The organism is Shewanella carassii (assembly GCF_019670705.1).
GTDB classification, from domain to species: Bacteria; Pseudomonadota; Gammaproteobacteria; order Enterobacterales; family Shewanellaceae; genus Shewanella; species Shewanella carassii.
In genome coordinates, this window is record NZ_AP024618.1 from 4,394,472 (window position 1) to 4,412,976 (window position 18,505).

The window sequence follows — 18,505 nt, forward strand, 5'->3', positions numbered from 1 at the left end:
CAGCAATATAAGGAATGCCCTATGCAACTTGTCTCCCACTATCCACAGGTACCGATCGCGACCAGTAATCCCGCGACCGATGCCGCTCGGGTAGAGAGTCAGCAAAGACCGCCGGTCATTCCACCGCAGCAACCCAGTAAAGGCCATGAAGAAAGGGCCTTCAATCCGCAGCACGAACGTACGGCAGACTCGGCGCAGCAACAGGCCAGACTGGCCGACAGAGTCCAGGAGCGCCAACAGCAATCCGGTCAACAACAGCAGCAACAGGAACAACAGCATCGCCAAGGCGGTAAGCCATTGCAGCTGAATCTGATCAGCAAGCCGGCCTTGGATCGCCGCGATATCCGTAACCGTCAGCTCGACGCCGCGGCTTTTCCCAAGCCAACCATAGAATCAAGTCGCGAGCATCATCCCATGCCAAATGAAGCGCCGCAGTTTTATCGTGAGCTGGGGCAGAGAATCGACACCTTCTACCATCAGCGTACTGAGCCCCTGCCCGAAGCCGGCATTTCCGCCTTGGCTTGAATGGCCTTTGGGGGAAGCTTATATAAGCCATCCTGATATGCCATGCTACCCCAGAGTGCCAACCCAAGCGCCTTACGAGCCATGGTATCCGAGAGTGGAGCCGTGTGCAGTTGCTCCTTTACAGGGTCATAATCAAAGGTTACAGGTGCTTTTTCCGGCTGTAATATAGTGACCTTATTGCCCTGCATATAAGCAAAGTTCTTGTCGTACTGCATCAAGGCCCTACCCGGCCAGTTATCGGGCACCTTTGACAGATCTCGTCCCAACATGGGGTAAGTGGCATCGATGCCGGCCAAAGACAACAGCGTTGGCGGCAGATCTATCTGGCTCACTACCCGCTGATCCCATTTGGCCGGAATACCCTCTCCCAGCAGCAAGCCCGGGATCCTAAATCTGGGCACAGGCACCAAGGAGGCCCCGGAAACCCGGCTGTCATGATCGGCCACCACCAGAAACAGGGTATCACGCCAATAGTCAGCCTCTTTGGCCAGGCGGAAAAATTCACCTATGGCGTAATCGGCATACTTGGCAGCATTGTTGCGGGTCTGTTTTGGCTGTTCATACAGTTCAATACGGCCATCAGGAAATTCAAAGGGATCATGATTGCTGGAGCTGAATACTAGGCTAAAGAAAGGTTTGCCCTCGGCATGGAGCCGCTTGAACTCTGAGTCGGCCTTGCGCATCAAATCTTCATCTGAAGCCCCCCAGGAGCCGACAAAGGCAGGTTTAGGATAGTCTTTCTGGTCGACTATGGTGCTAAAGCCATTGCCGAGGAAGAAGCTGCGCATATTGTCAAAATGGCTTTCACCACCGTAGATAAAGGAGGTGGAATACCCTTGAGCCTGCAGCAATGTCGCCAGGCTGAAGAAGCCGCTCTGGCTCTTGCCTAGTTTCACTACAGAACGCGCCGGCGTGGGGGTAAAACCAGTGGTCACCGCCTCTATACCGCGGACCGAACGCGTACCCGTGGCATACAGGCTCTCAAAGTACCAGCCTTCATCGGCCAGGGCATCCAGATTGGGCGTCAGTGGTAAGCCACCCAAACTGCCAACGAAACGAGCACCCAGGCTCTCCTGCAATATGATGACTATATTCTTGGGTTTACCGCGATAACTGGCCTGGTTTTGGCTCAGGCTGGGATACTGGTCTGATATGAAGTCAGCGGGCGCACGGCCACTCTCCTGGCGGATTATCTGATAGATCTCCTTTCGCTCCATGTCGCCATAGATCCGCGATGCATCGGCCTCGTTATTCATTTGGCTGATGGCAAAGGCCAGCGAGTAACCGGAATTGACCACCAACGAGTTAACGAGTGGATCATCGGCGAAGGCCACCATGGCCGGATTCAAAGGTCTATGACCGAGAGTGGATCTGGCCCCCGCCAAGGACAAGACAATGATCAGCACACCGAGCACTGGGCGCCAATACCACTTGGGGAAACGACAATTGCGACAGAGGGAACCTGAGAGTTTCCAGCCGCCCCAGAGGATAACGCCGGACAAGACCACTGAGAGGATCAGCTCCAGCTTGCGGCCACTCCAGAGCATGGAAAGCACTTCTTTGGGGTAAATAAGATATTCGATGTAAAGACGGTTAGGCCTGACACCATATTCTTCAATAAAGGACGGAGTGGACAATTCCAAGAACAACAAATACCAAAGCCCGAGAGTCAACCACAGACGCTGTATCCAAGACCAGCAACGCCCGAGCCAATGTTCGCCACCAAACAAGGCGGTCCCCAATGCCGCAACGCCCCAGAGCCAACAGAGTATGGCCACATCGACCCGCAGCCCCTGCAACAACAGATGACTCCAACCACCAACGGCTGCTACCCGTTCATATTGCCAAAGCCCCAGCCCAATTCGACTCAGCATCAAACATAGCAACGCCAATAAACAGAAAGTCAGTACACTACGAAACGGCCCTGCAAACTTAAACGGGAAAAACTTCATACCCTAAAAATCCTTGTTACTCTTGTATCTTGGCATTTGTTATTAAACTGCAATAAAACCGCACTCCCCCTCTACCTGAGCCGATTTACTGCGCCATTATGACAAAAAGAGCGCAATTAAGTTTCATTAACATTTGTTTCTACCCAGGCATGTTCCCAGAGGGTGAAGCGGCTCGCAAAAGCCAGGTAAAATCGATTCGAAACAGAAAATAGCGAATCAAACACCTTGAGCCTGAAAATAGAGACAAAAAAATCCCCCAAACGTTATCGGGGGATTCATTAGCTGGCGTCAGCCAAACAGTGACAGATATTCAGTGGCCTACCGATCAGTTTTTCTTCAGCTTGGCAAAGGCATCGGCAAAGGCATTGCCCATGGCGGCATTCACTGGCTGCGGCTTGGCGGCAGGACGTTGTTTGCCCTGACCAGGCTTATTGCCCTTGGCCTGCGGCTTGCCGGTTCTTTGTTGTGGCTTGCCTGGCTCAATCTTTTCGTCCAGGCGCATCGACAATCCAATACGCTTACGCTCAATATCTACCTCCATGACCTTTACCTTGACCACATCACCGGCCTTAACCACAGTATGAGGATCGCTGACAAACTTGTCGGTCAATGAAGAAATATGCACCAGTCCATCCTGATGCACGCCGATATCGACAAAGGCACCAAAGTTAGTGACATTGGTCACCACGCCTTCGAGGATCATCTCAGGTTTGAGATCCTTGAGCGCCTCAACCCCATCTTTGAATTTGGCTGTCTTGAACTCGCCTCGGGGGTCACGCCCCGGCTTATCCAACTCCTTGAGGATATCCGTTACTGTCGGCAGACCGAATGCGTCTGTGATGAATTCGGCCGGATTGATACTGTTCAGCAGTTCGCTGTTACCTATCAGTTCAGCAACCGGTTTACCCTTAAGCTTGGCGATATTTTCCACCAGCGAATAGGCTTCGGGGTGAACGGCCGATGCATCCAGCGGGTTACTGCCTTCACGGATCCGCAGGAAGCCGGCGGCCTGTTCGAAAGCCTTGGGCCCCAGACGTGGCACCTTGAGCAGTTCTTTACGGTCGTTGAAGCGGCCGTGCTCGTCGCGATATTCCACCAGATTTTTGGCTAAGGTACGGTTAAGACCGGCCACCTGGCTCAACAGTGGCATAGACGCCATATTCACATCGACACCGACGCCGTTTACACAGTCTTCAACCACGGCTTCCAAAGAAGCCGACAGCTGACTCTGGCTGACATCGTGTTGATATTGGCCCACACCAATGGACTTGGGTTCAATCTTAACCAGCTCCGCCAGCGGGTCCTGCAGCCTTCTGGCGATGGACACGGCGCCACGCAGTGAAACATCGAGATCAGGAAACTCATTGGCCGCCAACTCAGAGGCCGAATAGACAGAGGCTCCGGCTTCACTGACCATCACCTTGGTGATACCGGGATTGCTGTCTTTGACCATGGCAATCACTTCAGCTGCCAGCTTGTCGGTTTCACGGGAAGCCGTGCCGTTACCTATGGCGATCAGCTCCACCTTGTGCATATTGACCAGATTAGCCAGAGTGCGTATCGACTTGTCCCACTGGTTTTGCGGCGCATGAGGGAAGATAGTGGTATGGCCCACCAGCTTGCCTGTGTCGTTGACCACCGCCACCTTAACCCCGGTACGCAACCCGGGATCCAGCCCCATGGTAGCCTTGGCTCCGGCGGGAGGCGCCATCAGTAAGTCGCCCAGGTTACGGGCAAAGACTTTAATCGCCTCGGTTTCCGCCGCTTCACGCATTCTGGCGATAAACTCGGTTTCCATCTGCAGGGCGATTTTGATCCGCCAAGTAGCGGTGACAACCGTCTTCAGCCAGTTATCCAGAGCGCTGTCACTCAGCTTAAGACGCAAGTGCTCGGCGATGAGCACCTCACAATAGCTCCCCGCTTTGGCTTCTGCCTCAGGGTCGGCATTCATCGACAGACTCAACACGCCTTCATTGCGGCCGCGCAGCATAGCCAGCGCCCGGTGAGAAGGCACTGAGCTGAGTTTTTCAGTGTGTTCAAAATAGTCGCGGAACTTGGCGCCTTCCTTCTCCTTGCCAGAGATCAGTCGGCTTTCAATGACAGCCGACTGCTGCAGGTGGTTACGCACCTTGGCCAGCAACTCGGCATCTTCGGCGATCCGCTCCATCAAGATATAACGGGCACCATCCAACACCGCCTTGGTATCGGTAAAACCGACTTCCGGATTGAGATAGGCCTCGGCGGCCTGCTCAGGATCCATGGAGGCGCTGCCAGCAGCGGCATAGAGGGCATCGGCCAAGGGCTCAATACCGGCTTCAATGGCAATTTGGCCCTTGGTACGGCGCTTGGGTTTATAGGGCAGATACAGATCTTCGAGCCGGGTCTTGCTGTCGGCTTCGTTGATAGCGTGCTTCAGCTCGGCGGTCAGTTTTCCCTGAGCTTCAATCGAGGAGAGGATCACCTGACGCCGATCGTTGAGCTCTCGCAGATAACCGAGACGAGTGTGCAGGTTACGCAGCTGGGTATCATCCAGCCCCCCAGTCACCTCTTTGCGGTAACGGGCCACAAAAGGCACTGTTGCACCTTCATCCAGCAAGCTGATGGTAGCAGCAACCTGCTGCTCACGAACGTTCAGCTCCTGGGCAATAATCTGAGCAATATTATGCATAGTAAGGATCTGTTGGATTGACAAAATTCAGTTGCGCCAACCATACCACAGGCAGCCTGAAAGTTTCATAGCCGGAGAGCGAGATTCCAGCCATTAGTCGGCTAATCACATTCCCGATTAAGCGTTTGACTCGCTCAGGTTTAGCGCCTTGACACTCTTTACAAAAATTCATCACTGCTATGGACAGAGAAAACCAGCCTATTTTATACTCCTTAACCGTTATACAAATAACAATGATTTGTATTTATCTGGTCGGCAGGGAGCGCCGGAAACCGCAAACCAATAAGCCGTCTTCCAAGATGGCAAACATTAGGAATAACGATGAATTTCACTCGCTCCCTCGTCGCTCTGTCAGTACTTTCCGGACTGGCAGCCCAGGCGGCTTACGCCAAAGAGCCCCAAATGGAAACCATGGTCATCACTTCCAGTCGGATGGAAAAACCACTCAGTGCCATCCCCAATACTGTGACCGTCATAGACCAGGAACAACTCAAACAACAGTTGGCCACCACCCGGGACTTGTCGACCATTTTGGGCAACCTGGCCCCCAGCTTCTCCCCCAGCCGCCAGAAAATGACCAATACCGGCGAAACCCTGCGTGGCCGCGCCCCACTCATCATGATAGATGGCGTGCCTCAGTCAAACCCTCTGCGCAGTGGTGGTCGTTCAGGCCAAACCATAGATCCCATGATGATAGAACGAATTGAAATCATCCATGGAGCCAACGCCATGCACGGCCTTGGTGCTCAGGGCGGCATCATCAACTACATCACCAAGAAACCCAGCGGCGACAACGAAAGTCGGGTAAGTTTTGATCTGTCCACCCCCACCAGCTTCGAGTCCGATAGCCTGAGCTTTGGTGCCAACTATGCCTTCTCCGGCCAAAGCGGCAACCTGGATATGCTGGGTTCAGTGGGATACCACAGCAATGGCGTTTACTATGATGCCAACGATGATGTCATAGGTGTCGACACCACCCAGGGCGAGTCGATGGACAGCCAGAGCAAGGACTTCTTCCTCAAGTTGGGCTATGAGTTCAGCGAGTCGCGACTGGAGCTGATGGTCAACCACTACGATATGGACAACAATGGTGATTGGATGCCGGTCAAAGGCAATGTCGCCACAGATACTCCAACATCGGCGGTGAAACAGCAACAACCCTGGCAGGCAGCCAACAACAAGGTCACCACCAGCAGCCTCACCTACAAGCATCGCAACATCGCCGGGCAGCAGTTGGAGCTGCAACTGTTCAACCAGAACTTCAAGGGTGTCTATGGCGGTGGCTGTTTCGGCAGCTTCTATGATCCGGCCTTCGAAGGTGCAGCGAATCTGACAACCTGTGATACCGGCGCCAATGGCGAGCAGTACTTCTATGACCAGTCACGTAACAAGTCCAACAAGTGGGGCCTCAAGGCATCGATGATCGCTAATAATCTGGCCGACAGCGGTGTGGATCTGGCCTATGGGGTAGACCTTTTCAGCGATACCACAGAGCAGGATCTTGTGCAGACCGGACGCTCCTGGGTACCCGAGACCCGTTACGACAATATCGCCCCCTATGCCCAGTTGAGCTTCTCACCTGTGGATGCCCTGACCCTTTCCGGCGGCGTTCGTTATGAATATGCCAAACTCAAGGTAGATGACTTCCAAACTCTGTGGGCCTCTGGCCACAAACAGGTTGCCGGTGGCGAACCGGATTTCAATGAAACCCTGTTCAATATAGGTGCCAGCTATAACTTCACCTCAGCGCTGCGCCTCTATACCAGTTACAGCCAAGGTTTTGGTATGGCCGACATAGGGCGAATTCTGCGTGACGGCAACAGCTTCCCGGACCAGAACCCCAGCGTGGAAGGTTCCTTGACGCTGGAGCCCGTGGTCACAGACAACTATGAACTAGGCTTGGACTATCAAGGCGAGTTGTTGGCAGCCAAGCTGGCACTGTATCGCTCCGAGGCCAAACTGGGTGCCCGCTTGGCCCTGAATGAAGACGGCTTCTACAATGTGAAACGGGAAAAGAGCGTGATCCAGGGACTGGAAGCCAATGTCACGGCTTACCTGGGTAATGACGACGATCTGGGGCTGAACCTGGCGCTGCAGCAAGGTGAGTATGACTCAAATAAAGATGGCAGCACAGACACAGATCTCGACGGCACCAACATAGCACCCAATCGTCTCAACCTGTTCTGGGAACACAGGTTCAATGCCGAGATGAGTGGGCGCATTCAGGCCAACTACTATATGGACCGTAGCTTCAAGAAGGCCAATGGCGAAGAATATGCCGAGTTTGACGGCTATGTCACGGTTGATGCCTCCTTCTCTATGCCGCTTTACCAAGGCACTTTGACATTGGGGCTACAGAATCTGCTGAATAAGGACTACTACAGTTACTACTCACAGACTATGGCTAACGACAATCGTTACTTCAAGGGCATGGGCCGTACTGTCAGCATAGGCTTCAGCTTACCTTTCTAATCCAGCCTGTTAATGACAAATTGAGGGTCGCCAATCGGCGGCCCTTTTCATTACACGAGGCATAATTTCAAGTAGCTTTATCCAAGAGACAGATCTGCGGCGGCCTCCGCCTTATGAGATAACAAAACCCAGGACAATTACAGGCGAGCAGATAGAACGAAAATCTTCCGGACAAAGTCCGGCAAGCAGCGCTTCAATATGATTGATAGCGACACCTACCCTTGCTAAGCGACATCAATAAGTTATGTCCGAGCATAAAAAAACCGCTGCAAGCAGCGGTTTTTCCAGCTCAAAGAAGATTAGCCCTTAGGATAAGGATGCGCCACACCCTTGTGGCAATCCACACAGGTCTTTCTGCTTTCAGGATCTTTCTTGAAGTTCATGCTGTGCATTCTAACAGCCATTTTCTTCATGGTTTCAGGCTGGTTTTCATAGATGCGAGTATGACAATGCTGGCAGTTGGCTGAATCATTAGCACGGAAATACTTCAGTGCTTTATCGGCCTGTTCCTTACGGTTAGCATCCAGCCATTCTTGAGTATTGAAACCATCGATAGTCAAGAAACCGTAGAGGTCCTTGGACACGATGATCTTTTTCACCAGATAGTCAACCGGACCATGGGGCAGGTGACAATCCTGACACTGAACAGTGACACCTGCGCTACCGCCGCCATGGGCAGAAGCCAGCACTTCGTCTTTCAGTGAGTGGTTGCTGTGGCAGGTCATACAGAATGCATCTGTACTGGTTGCATGCAGCGTCTGCTGGGTAGCGAAGTAGCCCACAACCCCTATCACAATGCCAACAACCAGCAGCGACAGGATGGAATACTTTGCGCTGGGTTTAAAGATTGCACGCCAGTTCATCACTCTTCTCCAAAATAAAATTCTTATATCTATATTGAACTATTAGTTGTTCTGAAATTTGATTATAAACCAGTTTTCTTTCATTAATCTGACCTGAAAAGTGCAAAATGAGACTTAGCTCTAACTCTCAAGCCCTATTGAGGACTGGATTTTAAGTCTGTGCCATATATGCACTTTTCCTAAACCTAATGCATGGCATAGGCTTAATCAAGCATAGTCAATCGAATAATTAACATACAACCAATTCTCGAAACAATAAATGTGATCCAAGCGACATTAAGAGGCGGGGAGCAATTTTATTTTGAAGAAAACGAAACTATTTAATCATTCCCCCTGTCTATTCAAGCAGGTTAGCCAAATACTGAGCTTAGCCAAAAACCAAAGGATGACGATGAGAAGCTTGCTGCTGATACTGACACTGATAATGACGCTGGGACAGGCCGTGATGCCTGCAGCCGCGTCTGTTTCTGTGTCTGAGCATCAGCCGATGGCAGCCATGGACTCATCTGCATCCACCAGCATGGCTATGGATTGTTGCCAAGGCCAGCAGCATTGCCCCGACTGCGGTCTGGGTATGGATTGCGGCACCATGGGCAACTGTGCCAGCCACTGCACACCAGGGGTAAGCCTGCTTACCGCCAGCCACCCTTTGATGGTGACAGGAAGCCAGCCGATCGCTCTGCCGAGCTGGAGCCTGCAAACCGCTATACTCTCGCAGCAAACACCCCCTCCCAATTCAGCACAGATGTAACTCTGGCCTTGCGGCCACACAACTTTAGTTAATGTTTTTACATCTGAATATTTTTGGGAGTTCCCACTATGTCTGCATACAAAATTTCTGCATCTCGTTTTAGCGCCGCCCTGTTAGTGCTTACCGGCCTGTTTATGACTCCTGGCAGTTTCGCTGCCGAGTTGAACTTGCCGGATAATCTGGCGATCAAGGCTATCGATGGTCAGGCAGTATCCAACTTTGACAACCACAAACTGGCTGCCGGTGAACATGTCGTTGAGCTCCAGTACCGGGATATTTTTGCCGTCAATGCCGATGACTCGGGCGCTTGGGTTAAGTCTGGTCCCCTTTATCTGACACTGACTGTTGCCGAACAACAAAGTCTACAACTGCAGTTACCGACTCTGGATACCGAGGCCGAAGCCAACGCCTTTATTCGCAGCCCACAGTTGCAAGTTGTGGATGAAGCTGGCCAGGCTGTTCCGGCCAAGATAATGACCCATGGAGGCCTGATGGCCGACTGGTTGGCACAACTGCGCCGCTGAGTTTTCAGAGTGGAGTGAGGCAAAGAGTCGACCAGCAAACCAATGATTGCCCGATAATCACTGAAGCTTTTTTCAGTGTTCGCTAGATGTGAATAACATCAAGGTAAGCGTTGTAAATGCATGGTAGACTCTTTAGGTTCAGTTTCTATGGAGTCTTAGCTTAAGATGCTATCGGTTCGCCGCCACATCCTGGTTTTGTTTACCATGCTCGCATTGCTCGGGCAGGGTATGCTAACCAATGGACACTGGATGGTACCCACAGCTGAAGCGCATTCCGGAGAAATGGACTCCACGGCACACCCAATGGCTGCCACCATGGATTGTCACCCTCAACAGACACAAAGCAGTCACTGCTGCGATGACCCGCAAATTGATACAGTGCTTCCCGACACTGTGAGTCATTGCTGTGAAGGCAAAGGATTGTGCAAGAGTGACTGTAACCATTGTCTGGTGATATCCGTAACGGGTACTCTCATTGCCGTCGGTTCCTGGCCGGTGATGTCTCTGCCCGAAGCTGCCGTGGCCACGCCTATGCCTCATTTCCACTCTGTTTCTGTCGGCCAGACCATCAAACCACCCATAGTTTGATATCCAAGGCACACTCGTGCCCAAAATCTGCCAATAAATACAAATTTTTAATGGGATAAGCTCCAGGTATGCCCGCAGGCACCTGGTCAAAGCCGTATCCCAAACGGAGTGAATCAATGAAAACCTTTATCAGTGTCCTGATTATTGCCTTTTTGTCTGTCACCCTGGCTCGTGCCAGCTTTGCAAGTGAACGCGAACATCACCACGACCAACATCATGCTAAGGTAACGGCCGAGTATAGCTGCCCCATGCACCCTGAAGTGACGGGTAACAAAGGGGATTCCTGCCCCAAGTGCGGTATGTTCCTGGAAAAACAGCAACAAGCCGGCCACCACTGTCCCATGCATACGGAAGTGACAGGCAAGAAAGGGGACTCCTGCCCCAAGTGTGGTATGAATCTTGAGCCTGTAGCAGGCCAGAAACACCACCACCACTAATCAAGCTGTAGCTGGAGATGAGGCATATGAGCGATTCAAACCGTAAACGCCAACGACTGGCCTGCGCACTTAGTCTGGTGTTGGCTGTCGGCCCGCAATGGAGTATGCAGGCAATGGCCTTGGGCAATCAGCCCCAAGGACAGGAACAACACAAAGATCATCAACATGGGACGGCAACCCAGGAGTATTACTGCCCCATGCATCCGGAAGTCACCAGTCATGAGCCGGGACGTTGCCCCAAGTGCAACATGTTTTTGGTCAAAGATGAGGCTACTGAAGCCTTGGCAGAACCAACACAGGCCATGCAAAAAACCTATGTTTGCCCCATGCATCCGGAAGTGACCAGTCACGAGCCGGGACGTTGCCCCAAATGCAATATGTTCCTGGTCGAAGAGGAGGAAGCGGAGCCAGGTTCCCATGCCGGTCACGCCCAGACTATAGAAACCCAGGCTACAAAAACCCAGGTTACAGAAACCAAAGCCGCGGAAAACCAGGCTAATGACCATAGCCAGCACGCCATGCAGCAGACCAAGCCCGCGTTGGAGATTAAACCTGCTCCTCTGGATCAGGGCAGTAACATCAAATATGTTTGCCCCATGCATTCGCATATCATCAGCGATGTGCCCGGCACCTGCCCCATCTGCGGCATGAATCTGGAAAAAGTCGAGATGGGCGGCCACTCGGAAACCGTTGAGATTGATGTCTCAGGCCAGATGCAACAAGCCTTGGCCCTCAAGGTAGCCAAGGTGGAAAGGGACACGCTGTGGAAGTTTGTCAAAACAGTCGGCCAGATAGACTATGACGAGAGTCAAATCAATCATATCCATGCCAGGGTCAACGGCTGGATTGAAAAACTTAAAGTAGAGTCTGTCGGTGACAGGGTCGAGAAAGGTCAATTGCTGTACGAGATCTATTCACCAGACCTGGTCAATGCCCAGGACGACTATCTGTTGGCCCAGGAGACGCTGAAACGCTCAGGCAACAGTGCCAACTACCAAGAGCTATTGCGCAAGGCCGGGCTACGCCTCGAACTACTGGGCATGAACCAAGAGCAGATCAAACAGCTGGCCAAGACAGGCAAGACCCAATACCGGGTTCCTTTCTACGCCCGCGAAAGCGGCGTAGTCAAACAACTCGCGGTGCGTGACGGCATGTATATACAACCTCAGACCGAGGTCATGTCACTGGTTGACCTCTCCAAGGTCTGGGTCATTGCCGATGTGTTTGAAAACGAGCAGAGCTGGCTGGAAGTGGGCCAGACCGCCGAGGTCAATATCCCCGCCATGGGACTCAAGGGCATAGAAGGCAAGATTGATTACATCTATCCCGAGCTGGATCCCATCACCCGCAGCCTGAGAGTCAGAGTGGTACTCAACAATGATCAAGCAATGGAGCTCAGGCCCAAGACCTTGGCCAAGGTTTCCCTCTATGGTGGCCCGAAACGCGATACTTTGGTGATCCCTCAGGAAGCATTGATCCAAACAGGCAAGGAAAACCGGGTCATAGTCAAACAGGATGATGCCAGTTTCAGTGCCAGAAAGGTCACTGTCGGCATGTTGAGTCAGGGTAAGGCAGAGATCCTCGAAGGCCTGCATGAAGGCGAAAACGTAGTGATTTCCGGGCAATTCCTGCTGGATTCAGAAGCCAGTCTCAAGGGTAGCCTGATGCGCCTGAGCTCAGGCCACCAGCACTAGGAGGCAACATGCTGAAAAAAATCATTGAAGCCTCCATCAAACAGAGGGTGATGGTGCTGATTGTCACCCTGATGGTCACGGTTTGGGGGATTCAGGCACTGCGTACCACGCCGCTCGACGCCCTGCCGGATCTGTCCGATGTGCAGGTCATCATCAAAACCGCCTATCCGGGACAGGCGCCCAAGCTGGTAGAGGAACAGGTGACCTATCCCCTGTCCACCGCCATGCTGGCCGTGCCCGGGGCCAAGACGGTGCGCGGCTATTCCATGTTCGGTGACTCCTATGTCTATGTGATCTTTGAAGATGGCACCGACATCTATTGGGCCCGCTCCCGGGTATTGGAGTACCTGAGCCAGATAAGCAGTCGTTTACCCGAAGGGGTGCAACCCTCACTGGGGCCCGATGCCTCCGGGGTAGGCTGGATCTATGAATATGCCCTGGTAGACCGCAGCGGTAATCTGGACCTTTCGCAACTCAAGAGTTTGCAGGACTGGTATTTGAAGCTGGAACTGCAGAGTGTTGCCGGGGTATCGGAAGTCGCCACAGTCGGTGGCATGGAACAGACCTATCAGATAGTGATGGAACCGGACAAGCTGGCGATTTACAAGCTGGACATCGCCTCGGTCAAGCAGGCGATTACCAAGGCCAACAACGAGGCCGGTGGCTCTGTAGTGGAGATGGCCGAAGCCGAGTACATGGTGCGCGCCAAGGGCTATCGTCAAACACTGGAGGACTTTCGTGAAATCCCACTGGGGATCACCAGCCCCTCAGGCACACCGCTGCTGCTGAAAGACGTTGCCACCGTACGTAAGGGCCCGGCATCTCGCCGTGGCATAGCCGAGCTCGATGGTGAGGGCGAAGTCGTCGGTGGCATCATAGTCATGCGCTATGGGGAAAATGCCCTGGCGACTATTGAGGCGGTGAAAACCAAGCTGGAAGAACTCAAGGCGGGTCTCCCCGAAGGCGTGGAGATAGTCCCCACCTACGACAGATCGCAACTGATTGAAAACTCAGTCGACAACCTGCTGCACAAGGTGCTGGAAGAGATGGTAGTGGTGAGCATTGTTTGCTTGCTGTTTCTGCTGCACGCCCGCTCGACCCTGGTGGCCGTCATCACCCTGCCACTGTCGATACTGATCGCCTTTATTGTGATGAACAAGATGGGGGTTAACGCCAATATCATGAGCCTTGGCGGTATCGCCATCGCCATCGGGGCCGTGGTAGATGGCGCCATTGTGATGATCGAGAATATGCACAAGCACCTCGAGCATTTCAAACAGGACCATCAGCGTCAACCCGACGCCAAAGAGCACTGGAAAATTGTCGCCGAGGCCTCCATTGAGGTGGGCCCGGCACTCTTCTTCTCCTTGCTGATCATTACTCTGAGCTTTGTGCCGGTATTTGCCCTCGAAGCCCAGGAAGGCAGGCTGTTCAGCCCTCTGGCTTATACCAAAACCTTTGCCATGGCGGCCGCGGCTGTGTTGTCGATCACCTTGGTGCCTATCCTGATGGGCTTCTTTATCCGCGGCAAGATCCCCTCGGAAAGCAGCAACCCATTGAGCCGGGTGTTGATAGCCATCTACAAACCTATGCTCAATGCCGTGCTGCGCTTCCCCAAGTTGACCCTGCTGGCGGCTCTGGTGGCGCTGGCCAGTGCCTGGTATCCAGTGAGCCATATGGGCAGCGAGTTTATGCCAGAGCTAGAGGAAGGGGATCTTCTGTACATGCCAACAGCTTTGCCTGGCATCAGCGCCAGCAAGGCCGCCGAAGTGCTGCAGCAAACCGACCGGCTGATCAAAACCGTTCCGGAAGTGGCGCGGGTGTTTGGTAAGGTTGGTCGCGCCGAAACCGCCACGGATCCTGCGCCATTGACCATGCTGGAAACCACCATAATGCTCAAACCCAAAGAGCTGTGGCGCGAAGGCATGGATCTCGACGGCATTATTGCTCAGCTGCAAAGTACGGTAAAAGTGCCCGGTCTCACCAACGCCTGGGTGCAACCGATCAAGACCCGTATCGACATGCTGTCTACCGGTATTAAGACTCCGGTAGGGATTAAGATCACCGGCGCCGATGTCAATCAACTGCAGGAGATAGGGGCCCAGATAGAAGCGATTCTATCGGCGCAGCCTCATACCAAGTCGGCCTATGCCGAGCGGGTGGGTGGCGGCCGCTACATAGACATCACACCGAAACTCGAGGTGACCTCCAGATATGGCATGACCCTGAGCGATATTCAGGACGTAGTACGTTACGCAATAGGCGGCATGAATATCGGTGAGTCGGTTCAAGGTGCCGAGCGCTATCCCATCAACCTGCGCTATCCAAGAGAGTTGCGTGACAATATCGAAAAGCTCAGAGAGCTGCCGGTGATCACCAAGAGTGGCCACTATCTGCCATTGCGCAATCTGGCCGACATCGAAATCACTGATGGCGCGCCTATGCTCAAGAGCGAGAATGGTCGTTTGATCTCCTGGGTATTTGTCGATATCGGCGGCACGTCCATCGGTGAGTATATCGAAGCGGTCAAGCCGGTATTGGAGCAGGAACTGGATCTGCCGGCCAGGTACAGCTATAGCTTTGCCGGTCAATATGAATATATGCAGCGGGTCGATGCCAAACTGCAGCAAGTGATCCCCATGGCACTGGCGGTGATCTTCATTCTGCTGATGATGACCTTTGGCTCATCCATGCAGGCCAGCATCATAATGCTGTCGCTGCCGTTCGCCTTGGTGGGCAGTACCTGGTTGTTGTATCTGCTGGACTACAACATGTCGGTCGCTGTCGCGGTGGGCATGATAGCCCTCGCCGGGGTCGCCGCCGAGTTTGGTGTGGTCATGCTGGTGTATCTCAACAATGCCATCAAGCATAAGCAGGACAGAGGCGAATACCACAGAGTGGAAGACCTCAAGGACGCCCTGATTGAAGGTGCAGTAATGCGGATCCGCCCCAAGGCGATGACGGTGGCGACCATCTTCTTCGGTCTGCTCCCGATTATGTGGGGCGCAGGTTCGGGCAACGACGTGATGCAGAAGATTGCCGCGCCCATGGTCGGTGGTATGGTTACCGCCCCGGTGCTGTCGCTCTTTGTGCTGCCGGCGCTCTATCTGCTGATCTACCGTCGTCACTTGAGCAAGCCTAAGGCTGAATAAGCAAACTGATGCTCGCAAAAACGGCTGCCAATGCAGCCGTTTTTTATTGGATTGATCTCAGTTACACCACTTCACCGGCGGCGTAGCCGGAACTCCAGGCCCACTGGAAGTTATAGCCGCCGAGCCAGCCACTGACATCCACCACTTCACCGATAAAATAGAGCCCGGGATGACGCTTGGCCTCCATGGTCTTGGAGGATAACTCATCGGTATCCACTCCGCCCAGAGTCACCTCGGCGGTACGATAACCCTCGGTGCCGCCGGGTTGGATCTGCCAGCAGTGGAAATAACTGTCCAGCGCAGCTATATCAGCCTTGGACAGTTGGTTAAGGTTCTTGTTGGGTAATTCACCCAGCTCCAGCAGCCTCTCAACCAAGCGCTTAGGTAACAACCGAGATAATCCATTCTTAAGCGACAATTTTGGTGATTCAGCAGTAATTGTTTTGCACCAGTCGACAAAATCCAGGTCCGGCAGTAAATCAAACAGCACACTCTGGCCTGGCTGCCAGTAGGAGGAGATCTGCAGCACAGCCGGCCCGGACAAACCTCTGTGGGTGAATAGCATGGCCTCTCTAAACTGCCTGCCGCATTCGGCTTTGGCGATAACCGGCAAGCTGATGCCGGACAGGCCTTCAAACCTGGCCTTGTCTTCAGGCTGTAAGGTAAAGGGAACCAGCCCGGCAGTGGTCGGCAGCACCTTGATGGCAAACTGCTCGGCGATACGGAATCCAAACGGCGTAGCCCCGAGCTTCGGCATGGACAGGCCCCCTGTGGCTATCACTAGTGACTCACAGCGATATTCCCCTTCACTGGTTTGCAGGCAGTAACTGCCATCTGTGGCTGCCACAGCCAGAATTTCGGTACGCAGCTGAATCTTAACCCCGGCCCAATCGCACTCTGTGGTCAGCATATCGACGATATCTTTGGCCGAGTCATCACAAAACAGCTGTCCCAGGGTCTTCTCGTGATAATCGATGCCGTGCCGCTCGACCATGGCGATAAAGTCCCACTGGCTGAAACGAGCCAGCGCCGACTTAACGAAGTGTGGGTTACTGCAGAGATAGGCGCCCGGTTCAATGTTCTGATTGGTGAAGTTGCAGCGACCGCCGCCACTGATCAGAATTTTGCGCCCCAGTTGTTTAGCGTTATCCAGCAAGAGGACATCCCGGCCCCGATACCCGGCAGTGAGGGCACACATTAACCCTGCGGCGCCAGCGCCGATAATGATCACCTGATGCTGTTTAACTGACATAACGCTCACTCTCAGGCCCAACAAGGGCAATAAAAAAGGACGCTATTCTAGCATCCTTTTCCGGGATTGGAGATGGCTCAGTCTGCTGAGGTTTCCGACTTCTTCTCTCTGGCCAGTAGTTCTTTGGCCGCATCAATAGGCGATTTGCCCTGATACAACACCTGATAGATCTGCTCGGTGATCGGCATCTCGACTCCCAAGCGCTTGGCCAGGGTGTAGACCTCTTTGGTGTTGCGGTAACCTTCAACCACCTGACCGATTTCGGCCTGGGCAGTATTGACATCACAACCCTTACCCAATGCCAAACCAAAGCGACGGTTGCGCGATTGGTTATCGGTACAGGTCAACACCAGGTCCCCAAGACCCGCCATTCCCATAAAGGTAGAAGCATGAGCGCCCAAGGCCTCCCCCAGACGGCTCAACTCCACCAAACCACGGGTGATCAGGGCAGTACGGGCATTGGCACCAAAGCCAATACCATCGGACATACCGGCACCTATGGCGATGACATTCTTGACCGCGCCACCGAGTTGCAGGCCGATAAAATCGTCATTGGCATACACTCTCAGACGTTTGGGGCTGTGCAACAGCTCCACCAGATCCTCGGTAAACTCGGCATCGGTACCGGCCACTGAAATGGCGGTTGGTAACCCTGCCGCCAGCTCTTTGGCAAAAGTCGGTCCGGACAATACCGCCAGCGGATATTTCTCCCCCAGCACATCGCGGGCAACATCCTGCAACAGGCGGCCACTTTCCGGCTCCAGCCCCTTGGTAGCCCAAATGATGCGGGCATCATCACGCAGCAGAGGCTTGGCCTGAGCCAGCACTTCGGCGAAGACATGACTTGGCACCACCACCAGAATATTTCGCGACGCCGCCAATGCTTTGGCCAGATCGGCCTCCATCACCAGGGAGTCGGGAAAGGCTATTCCGGGAAGAAAGGCTTGGTTACTGCGCTCGGCAGCGAGTTTAGCCACATGCTCGGGTTCATGCCCCCACAACAGGGTACTGTGTCCATTGCTGGCCAAAGAAATGGCAAGGGCGGTGCCATAAGAGCCCGCCCCCAATACCGTTATTTCGGCAGTGTCTTTCATCGGCTGATTACGCGTTTGCTTCTTCGGCCGGAGCTTGCTCGGCGGCGGCTTGACGCTGCTGCACATACTGAGCGAACAGGGCGTCGAAGTTCACAGGTGCCAGGTTCAGCTGTGGGAAAGTACCACGGGATACTAGGCTGGCCACAGTTTCACGGGCATAAGGGAACAGGATGTTAGGGCAGTAAGCGCCCAGAGAATGAGCCAGTTGAGGATCGCTCAGACCAGAGATAGAGAAGATACCGGCTTGTTGTACTTCACACAGGAAAGCTGTTTCTTCACCATTTTTGGCGGTCACAGTCAGTGACAGTACCACTTCAAAAACGTCGTCGGCCAACTTGGCGCTACGGGTATCCAGATCCAGCTTAACTTCAGGATTCCACTCTTTCTGGAATACCGCTGGGCTGTTAGGAGTTTCGAAAGAAACGTCCTTGATGTACACACGTTGAATGTTGAACTGTGGGGCTTGTTGTTCGTTGTTTGCTACTTCAGCCATAATTCCTACCTATCCATTTAGTCTCGGCTTGCAATGAGCC

At 53.3% G+C, this 18,505-nt stretch carries 14 protein-coding genes; 8 read left to right on the forward strand and 6 right to left on the reverse strand.

The genetic code is table 11. The features are described from left to right. The first annotated feature begins 21 nt into the window (after window positions 1-21). On the forward strand, window positions 22-525 hold the full coding sequence (locus K5621_RS19700; RefSeq protein WP_221050106.1) for a hypothetical protein: 504 nt from the start codon (window positions 22-24) through the stop codon (window positions 523-525). On the opposite strand, the gene K5621_RS19705 is transcribed toward K5621_RS19700, so the two are convergent. Continuing rightward, entirely contained in the window at window positions 477-2,477 is a 2,001-nt protein-coding gene (locus K5621_RS19705; RefSeq protein ID WP_221050107.1) for an LTA synthase family protein, read from the reverse strand. The two genes, K5621_RS19700 and K5621_RS19705, sit on opposite strands and share 49 nt — an antisense overlap. 325 nt (window positions 2,478-2,802) lie before the next feature. Beyond that, window positions 2,803-5,145, reverse strand: coding sequence for a Tex family protein (locus K5621_RS19710; protein WP_100143199.1), 2,343 nt, complete (start codon window positions 5,143-5,145; stop codon window positions 2,803-2,805). Between the two features lie 321 nt (window positions 5,146-5,466). On the opposite strand from K5621_RS19710, the gene K5621_RS19715 reads away from it, so the two are divergent. Beyond that, window positions 5,467-7,617: a TonB-dependent receptor gene (locus tag K5621_RS19715; RefSeq protein ID WP_221050108.1), complete on the forward strand. Its 2,151-nt coding sequence runs from the start codon at window positions 5,467-5,469 to the stop codon at window positions 7,615-7,617. A gap of 299 nt (window positions 7,618-7,916) precedes the next feature. On the opposite strand, the gene K5621_RS19720 is transcribed toward K5621_RS19715, so the two are convergent. Then, window positions 7,917-8,480 carry a NapC/NirT family cytochrome c gene (locus tag K5621_RS19720; RefSeq protein WP_100143197.1) on the reverse strand — a complete coding sequence of 188 codons (564 nt, stop codon included), beginning with the start codon at window positions 8,478-8,480 and terminating at the stop codon, window positions 7,917-7,919. Window positions 8,481-8,871: 391 nt separating this feature from the next. On the opposite strand from K5621_RS19720, the gene K5621_RS19725 reads away from it, so the two are divergent. The 6 genes from K5621_RS19725 to K5621_RS19750 all read left to right on the forward strand — a co-directional run bounded on the left by K5621_RS19725 (window position 8,872) and on the right by K5621_RS19750 (window position 15,626). Beyond that, window positions 8,872-9,231 carry a hypothetical protein gene (locus K5621_RS19725; RefSeq protein ID WP_221050109.1) on the forward strand — a complete coding sequence of 120 codons (360 nt, stop codon included), beginning with the start codon at window positions 8,872-8,874 and terminating at the stop codon, window positions 9,229-9,231. A gap of 68 nt (window positions 9,232-9,299) precedes the next feature. After that, on the forward strand, window positions 9,300-9,755 hold the full coding sequence (locus K5621_RS19730) for a DUF2057 family protein (protein WP_221050110.1): 456 nt from the start codon (window positions 9,300-9,302) through the stop codon (window positions 9,753-9,755). A gap of 249 nt (window positions 9,756-10,004) precedes the next feature. Next, window positions 10,005-10,343, forward strand: coding sequence for a hypothetical protein (locus K5621_RS19735; protein ID WP_229671983.1), 339 nt, complete (start codon window positions 10,005-10,007; stop codon window positions 10,341-10,343). Between the two features lie 116 nt (window positions 10,344-10,459). Next, window positions 10,460-10,780, forward strand: a complete 321-nt coding sequence (locus tag K5621_RS19740) for a heavy metal-binding domain-containing protein (protein ID WP_100143193.1) — start codon at window positions 10,460-10,462, stop codon at window positions 10,778-10,780. A gap of 197 nt (window positions 10,781-10,977) precedes the next feature. Continuing rightward, window positions 10,978-12,474 (forward strand): efflux RND transporter periplasmic adaptor subunit, encoded by a 1,497-nt coding sequence (locus K5621_RS19745; RefSeq protein ID WP_245003192.1) that lies wholly within the window; start codon window positions 10,978-10,980, stop codon window positions 12,472-12,474. An 8-nt stretch (window positions 12,475-12,482) separates the two neighbouring features. Next, a complete protein-coding gene (locus K5621_RS19750; protein WP_221050112.1) occupies window positions 12,483-15,626 on the forward strand; it encodes an efflux RND transporter permease subunit in 3,144 nt (1,047 codons plus the stop codon). A gap of 61 nt (window positions 15,627-15,687) precedes the next feature. Here K5621_RS19750 and K5621_RS19755 read toward each other — a convergent pair whose 3' ends face one another. The 3 genes from K5621_RS19755 to secB form a co-directional block, all read right to left on the reverse strand. Beyond that, window positions 15,688-16,878, reverse strand: coding sequence for a BaiN/RdsA family NAD(P)/FAD-dependent oxidoreductase (locus K5621_RS19755; protein WP_221050113.1), 1,191 nt, complete (start codon window positions 16,876-16,878; stop codon window positions 15,688-15,690). Window positions 16,879-16,955: 77 nt separating this feature from the next. Further along, window positions 16,956-17,972 carry an NAD(P)H-dependent glycerol-3-phosphate dehydrogenase gene (gene gpsA / locus K5621_RS19760; RefSeq protein ID WP_100143190.1) on the reverse strand — a complete coding sequence of 339 codons (1,017 nt, stop codon included), beginning with the start codon at window positions 17,970-17,972 and terminating at the stop codon, window positions 16,956-16,958. 7 nt (window positions 17,973-17,979) lie between these two features. Beyond that, window positions 17,980-18,465, reverse strand: coding sequence for a protein-export chaperone SecB (gene secB, locus K5621_RS19765; protein WP_025010842.1), 486 nt, complete (start codon window positions 18,463-18,465; stop codon window positions 17,980-17,982). Between the last annotated feature and the right edge of the window lie 40 nt (window positions 18,466-18,505).